Here is an 18077-nt window from a genome sequence, read left to right as displayed (position 1 = left end):
ATGTCCGACCCGATGACGGTGCTGGTGACCGGCGCCAGCGGTTTCCTGGGCGCGGAGACGACCGCCCGGCTCAGCGCCGCCGGCCACACCGTGCTCACGCTGCTGCACCGCAACGGCGAACTCGTCCGCAACAACGGCAGAAGACTCACCCCCGGACCGGGCACCCTGACCCGGATCACCGGCGACATCACCCGCCCCGGCCTCGGGCTGACCGGCGACGACCGCAGGCTCGCCGCCATCGCCGACCGGATCGTGCACTGCGCCGCCGTCACCGACTTCGGACTGCCCGACGAGCGGTACGACCGCGTCAACGTCGCCGGCACCCGGAACGTCCTGGACCTCGCCCTCGCCTGCCGTATTCCGCTGGTGCACATCAGTACCGCATACGTGTGCGGGGAACGCGACGGCATCGCCCGCGAGGACGAACTCGACGTCGGCCAACGCCCCGGCAACGGCTACGAGAAGAGCAAACTCACCGCCGAGACCATGATCCGCGAGGCCGCGCGGGACGGCCTGCCCGTGGCAGTGGTGCGCCCCAGCATCGTCACCGGCGCCACCCGCACCGGCCGCGTCCGCGACTTCAAGACCATCTACCCCGTGCTGCGGGTCCTCACCAGGGGCCTGGTGCGCACCGTGCCGGGCCACTACGACGCCGTCCTCGACCTGGCCCCGGTCGACCGCGTCGCCGATCTGGTGACCGAGGCCGCCACCCGCTTCCAGGACGCCGTGGGCCGCACCCTGCACGCCGTCGGTCACGAGCTGACCCTGCGGGACTTCTCCGACGTCCTCGCCGAGTACCCGTGCTTCCAGGTACCGAGGTTCGTACCGCCGTCGGCGTTCTGCGCCGCGGCCCTGCCCGACCGCGAACGCCCCTACTACGACCGCGTCATCTCCCTGCACGACACCTACTTCCGGCGACGCGTCCACTTCGACGACACACAGGCCGCGGCCTTCAGCCGCCGTCCGGCGCCCACGCGTGCCCGGCCCTACCTGCGCCGCCTCCTCGACCACTGCCTCACCACCGGCTACCTCGGCCCGGCCCCGCGCAACGAGCCGGCCGCTGCCCTGTACGACGGGAGCACCCACCGATGACCCTCACGCAGCTCGCCGAACCCCCGCACGGCATACCCGTCTCCCCGCTCCTGACCTGCCACCCCGCCAAGCAGCGGCTCTACGGTGCGGACACCTACTTCCAGGAGAGCCACGAACAACTCGCCGCCCTCACCGAGGACGTCACCGGCTTCGCCCACCGGCACGCCGCGCTGCTGCTGAAGCCGGACGCCGTGGTGGCCCGCAGGCTGGACACGGCCGTGGACTGGCTGAGCGGAAGAGGCTTCAGGATCGTCGGAGCGGCGGTCACCCGGCTGACCCGCACCATGATCCGCTCCCTGTGGTACTTCCAGTGGAACCTCGCCACCCCGCACCGCAGGAGGCTCGCCGCCCTCTTCCTGGAGGACGCCGACGCCCTCGTGCTGCTCGTCCGCCCGGCGCACGGCCTGGACGTTCCCGCCTCGGTCGAACTCACCCGGCTCAAAGGGCCCACGGACCCCGACGCCCGGCAGCCGGGCCAGCTGCGCCACCTCCTCGGTCGCTACAGCTATCTGCTGAACCTGGTGCACACCCCCGACGAACCCGCCGACGTCCTGCGAGAGCTGGCCGTGCACTTCGACGACACCGCACGCGACCGCCTCTTCCGCTCCGCCCTCGCCGGCGAGGACCGCACCGCCGAAGCCCGGGAGCTGACCGGCCGGCTGTACGCCGCCGCCAAGCCCCGGAACCTCGACTTCGAGCCCGCCGTCGACCGGCTGCGTGACGTTCTCGCCCGGCACCGCGGCGCCGGCCCGGCGGCGGGTCCGCGGCTGCTGCTGGAGACCGCGTGGGAACACGGGATCGACCTCGACCCGTGGGACACCGTCATCGTCGGCTCCCAGGTGCTCCCCATGCGGCAGCCCGGCCGAGCCCCCGTGCTCGACGGGGCCGACGCCGGCAGCTGGCGCCGCCACCTGGACACCGTCGGCGCCACTCCGAGCTGAGGAGCGGCCCATGCAGTTCACCCGGACACTCCCCAGCGAACTGGTCCATCGCGCGGCGGTCGCCGAGGTCTTCCTGACCGACGTGGAGCGCCGCGGCGAGGACGAGATGGTGCTGGCCGCGCAGCTTCCCCGCCGCCACGCCTTCTACCACGACACCTTCGGCCCGCGCACCCACCACGACCCCCTGTTGCTGCTGGAGGCGTGCCGGCAGGGCATCTTCGTGGTGGCCCACCGCCACCTCGACGTCCCCCTGGGGCACAAGTTCCTGCTGCGCTCGGTCGAGTTCGAGGTGCCGGAGCCGGCGGAGCTCATCTGTGGCGACCGTCCCACCGAGGCCGTCATCACCGCCCGTGTCGAGCACCGGTTCCACCACCGGGCCGCACTGACGGGCCTGCGGCTGCGCTTCACCCTGACCATCGGCGCACACACGGCCCTGCTGGCCCGCATCGACTACTCCTGGATGCCCCCGCGGGCCTGGACGCGCCTGCGGGCCGGCCAGCGCGGCGGGCTCTGCCTGCCCGAGGTTCCCGTCGCCCTGTCCGGACCACGCGCCGACCCCGCGCTCGTCGGCCGGCGCGACCCGGCCAACACGGTCATCTCACCGCCGCACACGGCCGCCGACGGCACCCGCACCGCCCGGCTGATCGCCGAGACCACCCACCCGACCCTGTACGACCACTGGGTCGACCACGTCCCCGGCATGCTGGAACTGGAAGCCTTCCGCCAACTCGCCCTGACGGCGGCTGCCGACGCCGGTACCGTCCGTACGCCCGCGGCGCTGCCGGTCGCCCTGGCGGCGCGATTCCGCCGCTTCGCCGAGATGGACCTGCCGCTTCAGTGCCGTACCGCTCCCGTCCGGCCCGACGCCGACCTCGAGTGCACCCTGCACCAGGCCGGCGTGGTCGCCGCCGAGGCCCGCATCAGGCTGGCCGACGCGGACCCGGCCGGCCCTGCGGGTGCCCTCGCCGTCGCGGCGGCGCACGGAGCCGTATGACCCGGGCCGCACCCGCCAGACTGTGCCGCTTCGTGTCGCTCAGGTTCCGGCCGCACATCTACGTCACGTACGGACTGCTGTGGGTCCTCGCTCTGGAGAGTTCGGCGGTGACCGCGACCGGGACGGCCTGGCAGCCGTCCGGCGCGACCTGGGTGCGGGTCGTGAGCGTCGTACTGGCGCTGCTGTTCCTGCGGATGCTGGACGAGTGGAAGGACCTCGCGTACGACCGCGTGCACCACCCGGACCGGCCGCTCGTCACCGGTGCGATCACCGTGGCCGAACTGCGCGGCGCGATGGCGGCGATCACCCTGGTGGTGACGGCGCTCAACACCGCCTGCTCCACCACTGCCGCCCTGCTGCTCCTCGCGGCCCTCGGTTACGGGCTGTTGCTCACCGCGCTGGAACGGCTGTCACCCGCGGTACGGGACCGGCAGTTGCTCGACCTGGCGGTCACGTACCCGGTGCAGGTGCTGCTCGGCGCCTACGTGTACGGGTCGCTCGTCGCCGCCGGGAGCGTCACTGCCGACTGGCGCGGCGCGGCGCTGCTCGCCCTGTCCGCCTGCGTCTTCCTGCACTTCGAGTTCGCGCGAAAGACTGCCTGGGAGGCGACGCCCGGTGCCCGCCTGTACTCGGCCGGTCTCGGCCCGCGCCGCAGCGCGGCGGTCACCGCGGGCTTCGCGGCCGGCGCGGTCGGCTGTCAGGTGCCGCTGTTCGCGCCGGACGGTCCGCTCGGGCTGCTGCCCTGCCTGGCGGTGGCTCTGCCCGCCTGGGGCACCCGACGGTTCCTGTCCGCCGGCCGCGGCACCTGGCCGCTGCCCGCCGCCATGGGCTTCGTCGTGGTCACGTACCTCTCGCTGGTCGTCAGGGCGGTGCTGCTGCCGTGACCGACGAACTCCCCCTGGCCTCCGATGACTTGCTGACCACCACACGGTGCGTACGGCGGGGCCTGGACCTGGACCGGGCGGTGGACCCGGAACTCGTCAAGGACTGCCTGCGCATCGCCCTCCAGGCGCCCAACGGCAACAACCGGCAGAACTGGCGCTGGATCCTGCTCACCGACCCGCGCATCCGCGCGGACGTCGCCGAGGTGTACCGCGGCGCGTTCCACGACCGCAACGCCGCCACGCTGGAGCGGCTCGCGGAACTGCCCGAGGCGACGCGCTCCGTGCTCACCGCCGCCCGTGCGCTGGCCGACCGGCTGCACCGGGTGCCCGTCCTGGTCATCCCGTGTCTCGAACTGGGCGACGGGCGACTGCCGGCCGGGAACCAGGCAGGTCTGTGGGCGTCGCTGCTGCCCGCCGCCTGGAGCTACGCGCTCGCCGCCCGCAGCCGCGGTCTGGCCACCGCCTGGACGGCGGTCCACCTGGACCGTGAGCAGGAGGTCGCCGACCTGCTGGGCCTGCCGCCCACCGTCCGCCAGGGCGCACTGCTGCCCACGGCATACCCGCTGCGCGGCACCTTCGGGCCGGGACCGCGGCTGCCGCTCGAACACGTCCTGCACCACAACGGCTGGCAGGGCACCTGACCCGCTGACGATGGCCAGGACGCGGTCAGTTCGCGCTTTCGAGGTGGGCGCGGATGGTGCGCGGCGGCCGGCCGGTGAGGCGCCGCACGGTGTCGGTGACGCGGTCCTCCGACCCCTCGGCGATGGCACGGTCCATGCCGGCCAGCATGGAGGCGAACTCCAGCGGCATCAGCGCCGTGAGGCGGTCGCGCAACTGCTCTTCGGACAGCCGGCGGTGGACGACGGGCCGACCGGTGACCTCGGTCATGATCGCGGCGATGTCGTCGTGGCTGAGCGCCTCCGGTCCGGTGAGGACGAGATCGGTGTTGGGGGCGCATTCGTCGGTCAGCGCGTGGACGGCGACGGCCGCGATGTCCTCGGCGTCGACGAAGCCGACCCGGCCGCTCCCGGCCGCGGTCCGGATGACGCCGTGTTCACGGATGCTCGCGGCGTGCGCGTGCGTGCCGGTGAAGTTCTGCATGAACCACGAGGGCCGCAGCACCGCCCACTCCTCGAACAGACCGGGCAGCGCCTGGTGCACCTCTCCCACCGCCGGGCCGCCCTCGGGGATGGCCGAGGAGCTGAGGAGCACGGCGCGGTGGACGCCGACGGTGCGGGCCTGCCGGAGGAACGGCAACATGATCGCCGCCGGGTCGGAGTCTCCCAGGGGTGGGACGAGGTAGACGCGGTCGACTCCGCCGAGGGCGGCGGCGTGGGTGGCGGGGTCGTACCAGTCGAAGGTGACCGGCTCGGCGCCGGGGACCGGGGTGGCGTGACGGCCTGCGGCTCTGACGCGGTGACCTGCGGCTGTCAGCCGTGCGGCGGTGCGGCTGCCGGTGGTGCCGGTGGCGCCGATGACCAGAGTGGTGCCGGTGGTGGTCATCGGCCGCTCCCGGCGAAGTCGGTGCCGGGTTCGAGGACGGCGAGGGGGTTCCAGTAGTCGCGGTAGGAGGTGATGCGCCCGTCCTGAACGGTGACGACGGCGATGTAGGTCATGTCGAAGGGACCGCCGGTCTCCACCAGGCGGCCGACGCCGCGCATCTCGACCACGATGGTCCGCGGGTCGGTGGTCTCGTGGATCCGCAGGTCCGGGAAGCCGTGCAGATCGATGTGGTCGGGGTAGTGGCGCATGTAGGCGGCGATGGCGTCCTTCCCGTCCAGGCGCCCGGGCCAGCCGTCGGGTGCGAACGGGAACTCCATCACCCCGTCCTCGGCCCACAGACCGATCCAGCCGGGAATGTTCTTGTCCAGCAGCAGTCGCAGGCTGTGGCGGTAGAGATCCGCCGGAGATGTCGGTGCGGACATGGGTATCCTCCATCCATGGAATCCGGACCCTGGGTCCGCTTTTGACGATACGGACCCCGGGTCCGGTTTGCAAATGGAGGAGCACCATGGCCGAGCGCAAGCCCCGCAAGGACGCCGCCCGTAACCGGGAAGCCGTCCTCGCGGCCGCCGACGCCCTCTTCGCCCGCTCCGAGAGTCCCGAGGACATCACCATGGCCGACATCGCGGCAGCGGCAGGCGTCGGTAAAGGCACGCTCTTCCGGGCCTTCGGCGACCGCCCCGGACTGCTCCGCGCGCTGTACGAGGCACGGCTCGAACCGATCAGGGAAGCCGTCGAGGCCGGCCCGTCGCCCCTGGGCCCCGCCACCCCGCCGCGGCAGCGCGTACCCGCCCTGCTCGACGCCGTCCTGTGCTTCAAGTTCGACAACCGCCGCCTCGCGCTGGCCCTGGAGGAAAGCGGGAGCGGCAGCCCGTACCAGGCCGAGCACTACGAGCGGTGGCACGGCCTGCTCCAGGCCGTACTGGAACAGATCCCCGGTCTGACCGACAGCGACTTCACCGCCCACGCCCTGCTCGCCGCCACCCGGGCCGACCTCGTCGAGCACCTGGCCGGCCACGACCGTGTGCCGCGTGAAGGAATGCGGGCTCAATTGGCGAACTTCACCGCCAGGGTCCTGCGTTCCGGCCCCCTCCAGGAAGTGACCGCCGAGGACTGATCTCCTCCTCCGGTCAGCCGGTCAGCCGGTCAGCCGGTGAGTCCTGCGTCGCGGGCGAGGAGGGCGGCCTGGACGCGGTTCGTGACGTCCAGGGCGGTCAGGATGCGGCTGACGTGAGCCTTGACGGTGCTCTCGCGCATGGCGAGGTGGGCGGCGATGTCGGCGTTGGTGTCGCCGCGGGCGAGGAGGGCGAGCACGTCGCGTTCACGGGGGGTGAGGCGGTCCAGCCGGGCCTGAGCTTCCTTGACCTGGGGCTGGTTGGCCGCGTGGTAGCGGTCGATGAGGCGACGGGCCGCGGTGGGGTGGAGCATCGCCGAGCCGGCGGCCACCAGGTGGACGGCGCGGAGGATTTCGGCCGGGTCGGTGTCCTTGAGGAGGAATCCGTCGGCTCCGGCGGCGAGGGCGTTGTAGACGTACTCGTCGAGGTCGAAGGTGGTCAGGGTGATCACCTTCGGCGGGTGGGGGAGGGCACGCAGCCGGGTGGTGGCGGTGATGCCGTCCATGCGGGGCATGCGGACATCGACGAGGGCGACATCGATGTGGTGAGCGGTGGCCTGCTCGACGGCCTGGAGGCCGTCGGCGGCCTGGGCGACCACCTCGATGCCTTCGTCACCGTCGAGGAGGTCGGCCAGGCCGAGGCGGACCAGAGCGTCATCGTCGACGATCATGGTGCGGATCATGTGGGGGTGCCGTTCTGTCCGTTGCCGATGGGATGGGGGATACGGGCGGCCAGCCAGGAACACGCCGGATCCGTACTGCTGCCCCGTCCACAGCGAGGTTGCCGGCTGGATGAGCAGGTTGGCGCCCATCGCGGCGACAGCACATCCCACCGCCACCCGCACGCGGCGGTCCACGGCCAGGTCGAACAGGGCGACCACCAGTAGTGGCATCAGCGGCCACCCCCACCACGCCGTGGCCGAGGTGACCAGGAACGGCGCGAACGGCCGGCGCAGCCGAGGCACCAGCAGGGCCGCTCCGCACAGCAGGCTTGCGGCGGTACGGGGGGCCAGATAGTGACCGCCGTCGGTCGATGCGCCGTTCAGCACAGCGGCCACCACGAACAACGCCACGAGTCCCGCGCGCCCGTATGCGGTCCACCCCGGTCCTCTTCTCCCGCTCACCTTGGCCATCCTAGGCAGACCGCTGTGTTCACCTGTTCGACGAAAGGCCACGCCGACCCCCTACTTTCGTAGGGGGAGGCCGTCCCACAACGATGGATCTGGTGGCGGGCGTCGCTTTCTAGCGTCGAATCCATGAACGACTGGACCACCTCTCACGACCGTGTCCTGGCGCAGCGCCATGCCGAGGGCTGGATGTTCCTCCTCGAAGCGGCCCGCGATCTGCGCACCACCGGCGCCGTGGCCCCCAGCGGCAAGGCCCTGTCCCGCGCCCTGACCGAACCCGTGCGGGTCCGGGCACCCCGCCCCCTGGCCGTCCTGGAGGCCGGCGCAGGCACTGGCGCGGTCACCCGCGCCCTGATACCCCAGCTGTCCCGGGGAAGCCGGCTGGACATCGTCGAGGCAAACCCGCGCTTCGCCCAGCGCCTGCGTCACCTCGTCACGGGCCACCCGAGCCTGGCCGGCCGGTCCGCGCAGGTGAATGTGCATCAGACGTACGTCGAGGACCTCGACACCGACCGACGCTACGACGTGATCGTTTCCGGGCTGCCACTGACCAACTTCACCCCCGTACAGGTCGAGCGCATCATGGCCCGCTACCTGGAACTCCTCCACCCCGGCGGCACTCTGACCTACTTCGCCTACCTCGGCACGCGCAAGGCCCGCGCCCTGACCGCGTCACGAGCCGAAGCACGCCGGCACGCCGCGGTGGACGAAGCCATGGCCGCCTACCAGCGCGGCTACGCCACCGGCCGCTGGACGGTCTGGGCCAACCTCCCACCGGCCCACGTCTGGCACCTGCAACGCCCCCATGCCGCCCTCCAAGGCCCACAGCACGCCGCGGACGGAGCGAGTCGGTGAACGCGCTGTCCGCACCCTCCGAACTCCTCGGCCATCTCCCTCCCGCCTCCGCATACACGGTGGTGATCCTGGCCGTCCTCGCCGAGTCGATCCTTCTGGTCGGCGCCCTCGTCCCCACGCTCACCCTGCTGCTGACCGCCGGTGCCCTCGCCCGTACCGGCCACATCAGCCTCCTCGTCGTCGTCGCCGGCGCAGCGGGCGCCGTGGTGGTGGGCGACTTCCTCGCCCACCGCACCGGCAGGCTCCTCGGCGACCAGCTGCGCGCAGGCCGCGTCGGCCGTCGCATCCCCGGCGGCGCGTGGCACCGGGCCGAGACACTGATGACCCGGTACGGCGGCCGGGCCGTCTTCCTGGCCCGTTTCCTGCCCGTGGTCCGCACCCTCACCCCTCACTTCGCGGGCGCCACCCGACTGCCCTACCACCGCATCGCCCCCTACAGCGTCGCCGCCGCCTGCCTGTGGGCCTTCGCCGAGGCCGGCGTCGGCTTCGCTGCCGCGACGTCCCTTCAGCGGATCCTCACTCCGGGCGCCCCCGCCGTGGCCGCGGTCGTCCTGCTCGCCGTCGGGGTGGGCCTCCTACGGCGTCGACGCGGCACCCGTGTGCTACCTGAGGATGAGGAAACGGCATCCCCTCTAGTGCTCTGACACCAGGCACAACTGCGTGTCCGTGCAGGACGACGTGGGGACGGTGATCGATGAGTCTGGAGCGGTACCCGATTCCGAGTGGAGATTCCTGACTCGTGGCTACCCTCCTCTACCGAGTGGGCCGTGCTGCCTTCCGGCGGCGCTGGTCCGTTCTCTTCGTCTGGGCGGCGGTGCTCGTCGCCGTCGGTGCGGGCGCCGTCGCGGCGCCCTCCGCCGACGACAACAGCACGTCCTTCATGCCGGGCATCGAGGCGCAGAAGGCCTTCGACCTGATGCAGCAGCGCTTCCCCGGGACGAACGGCAACGCGGCCAGTGCCCGGATCGTGTTCGTCGCACCCCACGGGGAGAAGGTGACGGCGGCGGACGACCGTCACGTCATCGACGCGTTCGTGACCGAGGCGGGGAAGGGGCCGCAGGTGGCCGGGGCGGTGAGCCCCTTCCGGGCAGCCGCCGTGAGCAAGGACGCGTCCATGGCGTACGCGACCGTCACCTACAAGGTCACGGCCGCCGATCTCACCGACGCGGGCAAGACCTCGCTGCGGCACGCCATCGACGAGGCGCGCAAGAGCGGTATGACGGTCGAGGTGGGCGGCACCGCGCTGGCCACCCAGCCGTCCGCGGGCGGCGCGTCCGAGGTGATCGGCATGGCCGTCGCCGCCGTGGTCCTGGTGATGACCTTCGGATCGCTGGCGGCCGCCGGCCTTCCCCTGCTCACGGCCATCGCCGGAGTGGGTATCAGCATGGCCTCCATCACGGCGCTCGCCGGCACCTTCGACCTCTCGGCGACCTCCGGGACGCTGGCGTCCATGCTCGGCCTCGCCGTCGGCATCGACTACGCCCTGTTCGTCGTCTCGCGGTACCGCGAGGAACGGGCCAAGGGACACGCCCCGCAGGAAGCGGCGGGCCTCGCCGCCGGCACCGCGGGATCGGCAGTCGTCTTCGCCGGTCTCACGGTCGTCATCGCACTGGCGGGCCTGTCGGTGATCGGCGTTCCGGTGCTGACCAAGATGGGTCTGTGCGCCGCCGGCGCGGTCGTCGTCGCGGTCCTGGTCGCGCTGACCCTCATCCCGGCCCTCCTGGGATTCTGGCCGGGCGCCGTCCTCTCCCGCCGGGCCCGCAAGAAGGGCGTACGGGCCGAGATCCCCAAGACCAACGGGGGAAGCCGCTGGGCGCGGTTCGTGCTGCGCCGGCCCGTCACCGTCCTGCTCGCCGGAGTGATCGGCCTGGTCACCGTCGCGGTGCCGATGACGGATCTGCGCCTGGGCATGCCGGGCGACGAGTCCAAACCCACGTCCACCACGGAACGCCGCGCCTACGACGACCTCTCCCGCGGATTCGGAGCCGGGTTCAACGGCCCGCTGACGATCGTCGTGGACGCCCAGAAGGCCGACGATCCCAAGGCGGCCGTCGCCGAGATCAGCGGGAGGATCAAGGCGACCGACGGGGTCGTGGCCGTTTCCCCGGTCCGGTTCAACGCCTCGGGTGACACCGCCATGATCTCCGCGACACCGGCGACGGGGCCGACCGCCGAGCGGACCAAGGACCTCGTCCACACCATCCGGGGCGAGCGCGCCGGCCTGGAATCCGCCACCGGCGCGACCTTCGAGGTCACGGGCAGCACAGCCATGAACATCGATGTGGCCCAGGCGCTCCAGGACGCGCTGATCCCCTACCTCGCCGTGATCCTGGGACTCGCCTTCCTCCTGCTCATGGTGGTCTTCCGCTCGATCCTCGTCCCGGTCAAGGCAGCCCTCGGCTTCCTCCTTTCGGTGCTTGCGGCACTCGGTGCGGTCGTCGCGGTCTTCCAGTGGGGCTGGGGCGCCGATCTTCTCGGCATCGAGCAGCCCGGGCCGATCATGAGCCTGATGCCCATACTCATGGTGGGCATCGTGTTCGGACTCGCGATGGACTACCAGGTCTTCCTCGTCTCCCGCATGCGGGAGGCCTACGTCCACGGCGACCGGCCCGCCGAGGCGATCGTCAGCGGCAGCCGCAACAGTGCCCGGGTCGTCACGGCGGCGGCGGTCATCATGATCGCGGTCTTCTCCGGATTCATCGGCGCGAGCGAGCCCATGATCAAGGCGACGGGCTTCGGCCTCGCGATCGCCGTACTGTTCGACGCCTTCGTGGTGCGCATGGCACTGGTCCCGGCCGTCCTGGCCCTCCTTGGTGAGCGGGCCTGGTGGCTGCCATCCTGGCTGGACAGGATCCTGCCCAGGGTGGATGTCGAGGGCGAGGGACTGGCCCGTCGGCCGGCCCCCGACGCCCGTGACATCGAGGCCGGGGTGCAGGAGCCGGCCCGAATCTGAGCCGTCACGGCCCGCGGTTCGCCGTCCCGCGGTCAGCGGTCCGGCGAACCGCGGGCACGAGACACCGCTTATCCCCTGGAGAGAATGATGAAGCCCGGTTGGCGGGGTGCCCCGAGGGGCTCCTCCCATGGCTGGGGTACCACGGCGGTCCTGCTGCTGGTCTGCTTCAGCGTGAGCGGAAGCGTCGTCTCCGGCCGGCTGCTCGCGCACGGTCTCGCGTTGTGGCCCGGAATCCTCCTCTCGGTCGTCGCCGGGACCGCCCTCTTCTGGCACCGCAGCCGTCCTCGCGCCGTCGTCGTCGTGACCACGGGGTGCGCCATGGTGCAGGGCGCGCTGGGCTATCTGCTCACCCCGCTGGTCATGGCCCCGCTGATCGCGGCCCTCTACTCGATGGGCACCCGGGCCGAGAGGCGGAGCGTGCGCAACTGGTCCATCGGTGCCGCCCTCTCCCTCATGGCCACGGGCCTGCTGGTGAGCTGGGGCGGACATCTCGTCCTCTCCACGGTGAACCCCGCGGCCTGGGCCCTCCTGCCCGCCGCTCTCGGCAGCTATGTGCAGATGCGCCGGGCGTACATCGCGGAGGTCCACGCCCGAGCCGAGTACGCCGAGCGGACGCGTGAGGAGGAGGCCCGTTACCGGGTGGCCCAGGAACGCATGCGCATCGCCCGGGAACTGCACGACGTCGTCGCACACCATCTGGCCCTCGCCAACGCACAGGCCGGCACCGCCGCCCACCTCGCACGAACCCACCCGGAGCGGACGGTGCAGATGCTGGACAACCTGGCGACCACCACCGCCTCCGCCCTGCGGGAACTGAAGGCCACCGTCGGACTCCTGCGCCAGGACGCCGATCCGGACTCCCCCCTGGGACCGGCCCCCGGCCTCGACCGGCTGCGGGAGTTGACGGACGCCCTGGCCTCGGCCGGACTCCGAGTCGACGTCACGGTGGAGGGCACCCCGCACAGGCTTCCCCCGAGCACCGACCTGACCGCCTTCCGCATCCTTCAGGAGGCGCTCACCAACGTCACGAAACACGCCGACACGCACACCGCGCACGTGCGCCTGACCCACGCTCCGGACCACCTGACCCTCAGGGTCAGCGACGACGGCCCCGCCGTCGCGGCGGCCCCCGCGTCCGCCGGCGGCTTCGGCCTGATCGGCATGCGGGAACGAGCCCACTCGCTCGACGGCACCCTCACCGCGGGGCCCCGCCCGGACGGCGGTTTCGACGTCACCTGCGTACTGCCCCTGGACCGCACCGACTCACCAGAAGACCCCACGCCATGACGATTCGCGTCCTCCTCGCCGACGACCAGGCCCTGCTCCGGGCCACCTTCCGCATCCTCATCGACTCGACCCCGGACATGACCGTCGTCGACGAGGCCGCCGACGGAGGTGAGGCGCTGGACCTCACCCGTGCCCATCACCCGGACGTCGTCCTGATGGACATCCGCATGCCGGGCACCGACGGCCTGGCAGCGACCGCCGCGATCTGCGCGGACCCCGCTCTGGCGGACGTCCGGGTGCTCATCCTGACCACCTTCGAGAACGACGAGTACGTCGCCCAGGCGCTGCGAGCCGGCGCGAGCGGTTTCCTCGGCAAGGACGTCAGCGCCGAAGCGCTCCTCGCGGGGATCCACACGGTGGCCGCCGGCGACGCGCTGCTGTCGCCCACGGCCACCCGCGCGCTCATCACCCGCTTCCTCGCCGCTCCCGACCCGGACAGCGCGTCTGTTCCCGTGGCCGGCCTCGCCGCCCTCACCCAGCGCGAACGCGAGGTCATGGCCCTGGCCGCCCACGGGAAGTCCAACGCCGAGATCGCCGAAATGCTCGTACTCAGCCCACTGACGGTGCGCAGCCACATCCAGCGAGCCATGTCCAAACTGGATGCCCGGGACCGCGCTCAGCTGGTGGTGATCGCATACCGGTCCGGCCTGGTGAGCGCCGGGCCCCGGCCGTGATGCCCGGTCCTCGGGGATGACGACCTCGAATCGCTCGGGGTTCGTCACGTCGGGGTCCGTTCCCACAGGCGGGCGACGCAGCCGCCCGGCCGTACCGTCCTGGACGGGGCGAATCTCCTTGCATCGGCCGAGCGCGGCGGGCGCGCAGGAAGCGTCCCAGCTCGGTGCCGCCCTCGGAGGTGTGCTCACGTGCCATGCCTCTCAGTGTCTCCGGGCAGTGACCTGCGCCGGAGGCGCGTGGGGGGCCCTGTCACTCCCCCGAACAGCGCTCCCCGGCACGGCACGGCCTGCCACACCTCGCGCCGCAGCCGCAGGGTGGACTCCGGGGCTGAAGGCGGCCGCCGGTGCGCGGGAGCGCAGAGAGAGTGGGTTGGAGACATGAGCAAGGGCGCGAAGGAAGTAGTCGTCGTCATCGGCGCCGGCAGCATCGGTGTCGCGATCGCCCGCCGCGTCGGTGCCGGCCGCACCGTGCTGCTGGCCGACCACAGCGACAAGGCGGCCCAGGCAGCGGCCGAGCGACTGCGCGGCGAGGGGTACGACGTGACGACCCGGGTCGCCGATGTCTCCGACCACGCCGCGGTCGAGGCCCTGGCCGATGCGGCCGCCGCTCTGGGCCCGGTGACTCAGGTGGTGCACACCGCCGGTGTGTCTCCCACCCAGGCGAGCATCGAGCGGCTCCTGCACGTCGACCTGGTCGGCACCGCCATGGTCCTGGACGCGTTCGCCCGCGTCGTCGCCCCCGGCGGGGCGGGCATCGTGATCGCCAGCATGGCCGGGCACCGGGAGAGCCCCTACGCGCCCGAGATCGAGCACGCGCTCGCCACCACCGAGACCGGGAAGCTGCTGGAACTGCCGTTCCTCCAGGCCGACCGGATCGGCTCCACCGTTCACGCCTACGCGCTGTCCAAGCGGGCGAACTCGTTGCGGGTGCAGACCGCCGCGGTCGCGTGGGGCAAGCGCGGTGCCCGCGTCAACGCCGTCAGCCCCGGGGTCATCATCACGCCGCTGGCCCTGGACGAGCTGTCCGGGCCCCGCCAGCAGTGGTTCGAGCAGGTGCGCAGGGTGTCGGCGGCCGGCCGTTTCGGCACACCCGACGAGGTCGCCGACGCGGCCGCCTTCCTCCTCGGCCGCCAGGCCGGCTTCATCACCGGCGCCGACCTCCTGATGGACGGCGGCGTGACCGCGGCACTGCGCACCGGGGAACTGACGATCCCCTGACGGCCCCCACCGACGACCCTTCTGACAACCTCCGACCGGGAAAGAGAACATGCGAGCAACACTGATGTACGGTGCCGGCGACGTCCGAGTCGAGAACGTCCCGGATCCGAAGATCCAGCAGCCGACCGACGCGATCGTGCGCGTGACGCACGCCTGTGTCTGCGGCAGCGACCTGTGGCCCTACGGTTCCATGCCGGCCACCGAGCACGGCCGGCGCATGGGCCACGAGTTCCTCGGCGTCGTCGAGGAGACCGGCGCGGACGTCGCCGGGCTGAAGGCGGGCGACCTGGTGGTCGCGCCGTTCGTCTGGTCCGACAACACCTGCGCGTTCTGCCGGGAGGGCCTGCACACCTCCTGCCTGCACGGCGGGACGTGGGCACGCGACGGCATCGACGGCGGCCAGGGAGAGGCGGTGCGCGTCCCGCAGGCCCAGGGCACGCTGGTCAAGCTGCCCGTCGCGCAGGACTCGGCACTGCTGCCGTCGCTGCTGACCCTGTCCGACGTCTTCTGCACCGGTCACCACTGCGCGGTCACCGCCGGGGTCGGCCCCCGTACGACCGTCACGGTCGTCGGCGACGGCGCGGTCGGCCTGTCCGCCGTCCTCGCGGCCAGGCGGCTCGGCGCCGAGCGGATCGTCCTGATGGGCCGGCACAAGGACCGCACCGACCTGGGCCGGGACTTCGGCGCCACCGATGTGGTGGCCGAGCGCGGCGAAGAAGGCGTCGAGCGAGTGCGGGAACTGACCGGCGGCCACGGCACGCACACCGTGCTGGAGTGCGTCGGGACCCTGTCCGCGCTGCGGATGTCGATCGGCGCGGTCCGCCCCGGCGGCACCATCAGCCGGGTCGGCGCTCCGCAGTACGGCGAAGTCCCCCTGGGCTTCCCGGAGTTCATGAACAACATCACTCTCACCGGTGGTGTCGCCCCGGCGCGTGCCTACCTCGAGGAGCTGCTGCCGGACGTCCTGGAGGGCCGCATCGAGCCGGGCCGCGTCTTCGACCGCACCGTCGGTCTGGACGAGGTGCCCGACGGCTACCGGGCCATGGCCGATCGCGAGGCTTTGAAGGTCCTCGTCAAGCCGTAGTGGCGCGTCAACCGCGGTCGGCCTGGGAGTTGTCGAGGTAGGCGAGTACGGCCAGCACCCGGCGGTGGCCGCTGTCGGACGGCGGCAGGCCGAGCTTGAGGAAGATGTTGCCGATGTGCTTGCTGACGGATCGCTCGGTGATGACGAGCGTTTCGGCGATGGTGGTGTTGCCCTGGCCCTCCGCCATCAGCTTCAGCACCTCGCGCTCACGCGGGGTGAGGGTGTCGACCGGTGTGCCGCGGCGGCGGGTGAGCAACTCGGTGACCACCTCCGGGTCGAGAGCCGTGCCGCCCGCGGCGACCCGCTCCAGGGCGTCGAGGAACTCGTCGACCCGCCCCACGCGGTCCTTCAGCAGATAGCCGACACCACCGGCCCCGCCGCCCAGGAGTTCGGCGGCGTAGGACTCCTCGACGTACTGGGACAGCACCAGGACCGGCAGGCCGGGCATCCGCTGCCGGGCCTCCAGCGCCGCCCGCAGTCCCTCGTCGCGGAAACGAGGGGGCATGCGTACGTCCAGGACGGCGACGTCCGGGCGGTTCGCCAGCAGGGCCGGGAGGATCTCGGGCCCGCTGGCGGCGACCGCCGCCACCTCGTGCCCGGCCGAGGTCAGCAGCAGGACGAGGCCTTCTCTGAGGAGGGCGTTGTCCTCGGCGATCACCACACGCACGGCAGCTCCACATCGATCACGGTCGGGCCCCCGGCGGGGCTGGTCACGGTCACCTCGCCGTCCAGGGCGGCAACCCGGCGGCGGATGCCCAGCAGGCCCGTTCCGCCGTGTTCCTCGGCGCCGCCCCGGCCGTCGTCGCTGACGGTGGCCCGCAGGCCGCCTCGCAGGCGTTCCAGGCGCACGGTAGCGCGTCGGCCGCCGCTGTGCTTGGCCGCGTTGGTCAGTGCCTCGGCCACGGCGAAGTACGCGGCGGCCTCGACCGCGGCCGGCGGCCTCGGCCCCTCCTCCAGCCCGCCGCCCACCTGTACGGTCACGTCCAGCCCGGAGCTTGCCGCGAGCGCCCGCACCGCGCCGGCCAGGCCGCGGTCGGTGAGGATCGGCGGGTGGATGCCGCGCACCACGTGCCTCAACTCGGTGAGTGCCTCCTGGGCGTGGTCATGGGCCTCGACGAGCAACTTGCGGGCGGCTTCGGGGTCACGGCCGTAGGCGCGCAGGGCGAGCCCGATGCGCATGGAGAGAGCCACCAGGCGAGCCTGGGCGCCGTCGTGCAGGTCGCGTTCGATGCGGCGGAGTTCGGCCTCGTGCGCGGCGACGGCGTCGGCGCGGGTGGCGGCCAGCTCCTCCACCCGCGCGGCCAGGAGTGCCTTCGGGGAGGGCCTGAGCAGGGCCTGCGACCACCCGGCCTCCAGGTCGGCGATCCGGGTGATCAGCGGCAGCACGACCGGGGTCCGGCCCAGCAGCCCGCACCACATCCCGTCCACGACGAGCCCCACCGCCCACAGCGGCAGCGCGAGGAGGATCAGAGCGCCGTAGACGTACGAGGCCACCATCCAGCGCAGATCGGTGAGCGTGCCGGGGTCACGGACCGCGGTACGCAGCCGCTGCCGCAGCGGGCCGGTGATCGGCTGATACGCCTCGGGGATCCTCCTGCCCGTCCAGGCGAAGGTCATGGCTCGCTTGGCCCCGGCGATGCGCCGGATCAGCAGCACGGTCTCGGGCAGCAGCCAGATCCCCACCACCGCGACCGTGCCGATGGCCGTGAGCAGCAGAACGGTGATGAAGAGGTACAGCCCGAAGGCCAGGGCCGCGGCCAGCGCCAGGTGGACCGTGGCCCGCCCGGCCCGCCGCATCGCTTTCCACATACCGCCCACGCTATGCGCCCCGACACCGGGCGACGGGGGAGCGGAGTACACGGTGGTGGTGTAGCCGGCTACACCGCCGGTCGGGGAGGGGGCGCCCTCGAAGACGTGACCGGATGACGGGACTGTTGAACCAACGTTTTCGGTATCTCACCCGGAAGGCAGTTCCCCATGAAGTCCGTATTCGCGTCGATCACTCTCTGGCTCACTTTTCTGGCCGGCCTCGCGGCGTGCGTGGCATCCGGCGCCGTTTTCGACGGCACCGCGAAGAACCTGGCCACCTACGGCGGAATCGCCCTCTCGCTCCTGGCGGGCTCCCGCATCGCGCGGAAGGAACCGGTCAAGTCGTTCCTCGCCTCGCGGCCCGTGCTGTGGTTCCTTTTCCTGTTCAACGGAACCGTCGCCGCGTTCTGTGCCGTCGCCGTCGACGGCACGCAGGGAATCATGGCCGCGGCCGGCATGGGAGTCGTCTCACTGGGAGCCGGCCTCGGTCTCCTCCAGAAGCGCGGCGCCTCCCAGCCGGAGCGTGCCTGACGACCGGGCGA

Annotated in this window: 19 protein-coding genes; 14 read left to right on the top strand and 5 right to left on the bottom strand. The window is 72.1% G+C overall.

Annotation, left to right across the window (positions count from 1 at the left end; translation table 11 throughout):
• From ABZ915_RS01040 to ABZ915_RS01020, 5 genes are read left to right on the top strand one after another with little or no spacing between them, the layout of a single operon-like run.
• The gene (locus tag ABZ915_RS01040) at positions 1-1092 is read left to right on the top strand and encodes an SDR family oxidoreductase (RefSeq protein WP_361793698.1); all 1092 of its coding nucleotides are present in this window, start codon (positions 1-3) and stop codon (positions 1090-1092) included.
• Positions 1089-2033 carry a nucleoside-diphosphate kinase gene (locus ABZ915_RS01035; RefSeq protein ID WP_361793695.1) on the top strand — a complete coding sequence of 315 codons (945 nt, stop codon included), beginning with the start codon at positions 1089-1091 and terminating at the stop codon, positions 2031-2033. Before ABZ915_RS01040 ends, ABZ915_RS01035 begins: the two co-directional genes overlap by 4 nt.
• 10 nt (positions 2034-2043) lie before the next feature.
• On the top strand, positions 2044-3027 hold the full coding sequence (locus ABZ915_RS01030) for a ScbA/BarX family gamma-butyrolactone biosynthesis protein (protein ID WP_361793692.1): 984 nt from the start codon (positions 2044-2046) through the stop codon (positions 3025-3027).
• Complete coding sequence (locus ABZ915_RS01025) at positions 3024-3911, top strand: hypothetical protein (RefSeq protein ID WP_361793689.1); 888 nt, start codon at positions 3024-3026, stop codon at positions 3909-3911. The genes ABZ915_RS01030 and ABZ915_RS01025 overlap by 4 nt, the downstream gene beginning before the upstream one ends.
• On the top strand, positions 3908-4552 hold the full coding sequence (locus ABZ915_RS01020; protein WP_361793686.1) for a nitroreductase family protein: 645 nt from the start codon (positions 3908-3910) through the stop codon (positions 4550-4552). Before ABZ915_RS01025 ends, ABZ915_RS01020 begins: the two co-directional genes overlap by 4 nt.
• Positions 4553-4577: 25 nt before the next feature.
• On the opposite strand, the gene ABZ915_RS01015 is transcribed toward ABZ915_RS01020, so the two are convergent.
• On the bottom strand, positions 4578-5414 hold the full coding sequence (locus tag ABZ915_RS01015) for an NmrA family NAD(P)-binding protein (protein WP_361793683.1): 837 nt from the start codon (positions 5412-5414) through the stop codon (positions 4578-4580).
• Positions 5411-5836 (bottom strand): nuclear transport factor 2 family protein, encoded by a 426-nt coding sequence (locus ABZ915_RS01010; protein ID WP_361793680.1) that lies wholly within the window; start codon positions 5834-5836, stop codon positions 5411-5413. The genes ABZ915_RS01015 and ABZ915_RS01010 overlap by 4 nt, the downstream gene beginning before the upstream one ends.
• An 86-nt stretch (positions 5837-5922) precedes the next feature.
• Between ABZ915_RS01010 and ABZ915_RS01005 the strand changes: the two genes are divergently transcribed.
• Positions 5923-6531, top strand: a complete 609-nt coding sequence (locus tag ABZ915_RS01005; protein ID WP_361793677.1) for a TetR/AcrR family transcriptional regulator — start codon at positions 5923-5925, stop codon at positions 6529-6531.
• A gap of 29 nt (positions 6532-6560) precedes the next feature.
• Here ABZ915_RS01005 and ABZ915_RS01000 read toward each other — a convergent pair whose 3' ends face one another.
• A complete protein-coding gene (locus ABZ915_RS01000; RefSeq protein WP_361795733.1) occupies positions 6561-7211 on the bottom strand; it encodes a response regulator transcription factor in 651 nt (216 codons plus the stop codon).
• A 573-nt stretch (positions 7212-7784) separates the two neighbouring features.
• On the opposite strand from ABZ915_RS01000, the gene ABZ915_RS00995 reads away from it, so the two are divergent.
• The 7 genes from ABZ915_RS00995 (at position 7785) to ABZ915_RS00965 (ending at position 15726) form a co-directional block, all read left to right on the top strand.
• Positions 7785-8510 carry a methyltransferase domain-containing protein gene (locus tag ABZ915_RS00995; protein WP_361793674.1) on the top strand — a complete coding sequence of 242 codons (726 nt, stop codon included), beginning with the start codon at positions 7785-7787 and terminating at the stop codon, positions 8508-8510.
• A complete protein-coding gene (locus ABZ915_RS00990; protein ID WP_361793671.1) occupies positions 8507-9154 on the top strand; it encodes a VTT domain-containing protein in 648 nt (215 codons plus the stop codon). The genes ABZ915_RS00995 and ABZ915_RS00990 overlap by 4 nt, the downstream gene beginning before the upstream one ends.
• A gap of 95 nt (positions 9155-9249) precedes the next feature.
• Complete coding sequence (locus ABZ915_RS00985) at positions 9250-11463, top strand: MMPL family transporter (protein ID WP_361793668.1); 2214 nt, start codon at positions 9250-9252, stop codon at positions 11461-11463.
• A gap of 84 nt (positions 11464-11547) precedes the next feature.
• Positions 11548-12750 (top strand): sensor histidine kinase, encoded by a 1203-nt coding sequence (locus ABZ915_RS00980; RefSeq protein WP_361793665.1) that lies wholly within the window; start codon positions 11548-11550, stop codon positions 12748-12750.
• The gene (locus tag ABZ915_RS00975; RefSeq protein WP_361793662.1) at positions 12747-13424 is read left to right on the top strand and encodes a response regulator transcription factor; all 678 of its coding nucleotides are present in this window, start codon (positions 12747-12749) and stop codon (positions 13422-13424) included. Before ABZ915_RS00980 ends, ABZ915_RS00975 begins: the two co-directional genes overlap by 4 nt.
• Before the next feature lie 378 nt (positions 13425-13802).
• A complete protein-coding gene (locus tag ABZ915_RS00970; protein ID WP_361793659.1) occupies positions 13803-14642 on the top strand; it encodes an SDR family oxidoreductase in 840 nt (279 codons plus the stop codon).
• Positions 14643-14691: 49 nt separating this feature from the next.
• Entirely contained in the window at positions 14692-15726 is a 1035-nt protein-coding gene (locus ABZ915_RS00965; RefSeq protein ID WP_361793656.1) for a zinc-dependent alcohol dehydrogenase family protein, read from the top strand.
• Positions 15727-15733: 7 nt separating this feature from the next.
• Here ABZ915_RS00965 and ABZ915_RS00960 read toward each other — a convergent pair whose 3' ends face one another.
• Both ABZ915_RS00960 and ABZ915_RS00955 read right to left on the bottom strand, forming a co-directional pair.
• On the bottom strand, positions 15734-16393 hold the full coding sequence (locus ABZ915_RS00960) for a response regulator transcription factor (RefSeq protein WP_361793653.1): 660 nt from the start codon (positions 16391-16393) through the stop codon (positions 15734-15736).
• Entirely contained in the window at positions 16381-17535 is a 1155-nt protein-coding gene (locus tag ABZ915_RS00955) for a histidine kinase (protein WP_361793650.1), read from the bottom strand. Before ABZ915_RS00955 ends, ABZ915_RS00960 begins: the two co-directional genes overlap by 13 nt.
• A gap of 168 nt (positions 17536-17703) precedes the next feature.
• Here ABZ915_RS00955 and ABZ915_RS00950 point away from each other — a divergent pair, with 168 nt between their 5' ends.
• A complete protein-coding gene (locus ABZ915_RS00950) occupies positions 17704-18066 on the top strand; it encodes a hypothetical protein (RefSeq protein WP_361793647.1) in 363 nt (120 codons plus the stop codon).
• The last annotated feature ends 11 nt before the right edge of the window (positions 18067-18077 follow it).

The sequence above is a fragment of the Streptomyces sp. NPDC046915 genome (assembly GCF_040644935.1).
In the GTDB taxonomy this organism is placed as follows: domain Bacteria; phylum Actinomycetota; class Actinomycetes; order Streptomycetales; family Streptomycetaceae; genus Streptomyces.
The sequence above is the reverse complement of the archived record's forward strand: the minus strand, read 5'-3'. Positions and strand labels throughout refer to the sequence as shown.

Bases quoted from the DNA above. Each gene is read 5' to 3' on its own strand.
- ABZ915_RS00950 (WP_361793647.1), top strand. From the start codon at position 17,704: ATGAAGTCCGTATTCGCGTCGATCACTCTCTGGCTCACTTTTCTGGCC.
- ABZ915_RS01010 (WP_361793680.1), bottom strand. From the start codon at position 5,836: ATGTCCGCACCGACATCTCCGGCGGATCTCTACCGCCACAGCCTGCGA.
- ABZ915_RS01005 (WP_361793677.1), top strand. From the start codon at position 5,923: ATGGCCGAGCGCAAGCCCCGCAAGGACGCCGCCCGTAACCGGGAAGCC.
- ABZ915_RS00980 (WP_361793665.1), top strand. From the start codon at position 11,548: ATGATGAAGCCCGGTTGGCGGGGTGCCCCGAGGGGCTCCTCCCATGGC.
- ABZ915_RS01040 (WP_361793698.1), top strand. From the start codon at position 1: ATGTCCGACCCGATGACGGTGCTGGTGACCGGCGCCAGCGGTTTCCTG.
- ABZ915_RS01030 (WP_361793692.1), top strand. From the start codon at position 2,044: ATGCAGTTCACCCGGACACTCCCCAGCGAACTGGTCCATCGCGCGGCG.
- ABZ915_RS01025 (WP_361793689.1), top strand. From the start codon at position 3,024: ATGACCCGGGCCGCACCCGCCAGACTGTGCCGCTTCGTGTCGCTCAGG.
- ABZ915_RS00995 (WP_361793674.1), top strand. From the start codon at position 7,785: ATGAACGACTGGACCACCTCTCACGACCGTGTCCTGGCGCAGCGCCAT.
- ABZ915_RS00965 (WP_361793656.1), top strand. From the start codon at position 14,692: ATGCGAGCAACACTGATGTACGGTGCCGGCGACGTCCGAGTCGAGAAC.
- ABZ915_RS00955 (WP_361793650.1), bottom strand. From the start codon at position 17,535: ATGTGGAAAGCGATGCGGCGGGCCGGGCGGGCCACGGTCCACCTGGCG.
- ABZ915_RS00970 (WP_361793659.1), top strand. From the start codon at position 13,803: ATGAGCAAGGGCGCGAAGGAAGTAGTCGTCGTCATCGGCGCCGGCAGC.
- ABZ915_RS00975 (WP_361793662.1), top strand. From the start codon at position 12,747: ATGACGATTCGCGTCCTCCTCGCCGACGACCAGGCCCTGCTCCGGGCC.
- ABZ915_RS01015 (WP_361793683.1), bottom strand. From the start codon at position 5,414: ATGACCACCACCGGCACCACTCTGGTCATCGGCGCCACCGGCACCACC.
- ABZ915_RS01000 (WP_361795733.1), bottom strand. From the start codon at position 7,211: ATGATCCGCACCATGATCGTCGACGATGACGCTCTGGTCCGCCTCGGC.
- ABZ915_RS01035 (WP_361793695.1), top strand. From the start codon at position 1,089: ATGACCCTCACGCAGCTCGCCGAACCCCCGCACGGCATACCCGTCTCC.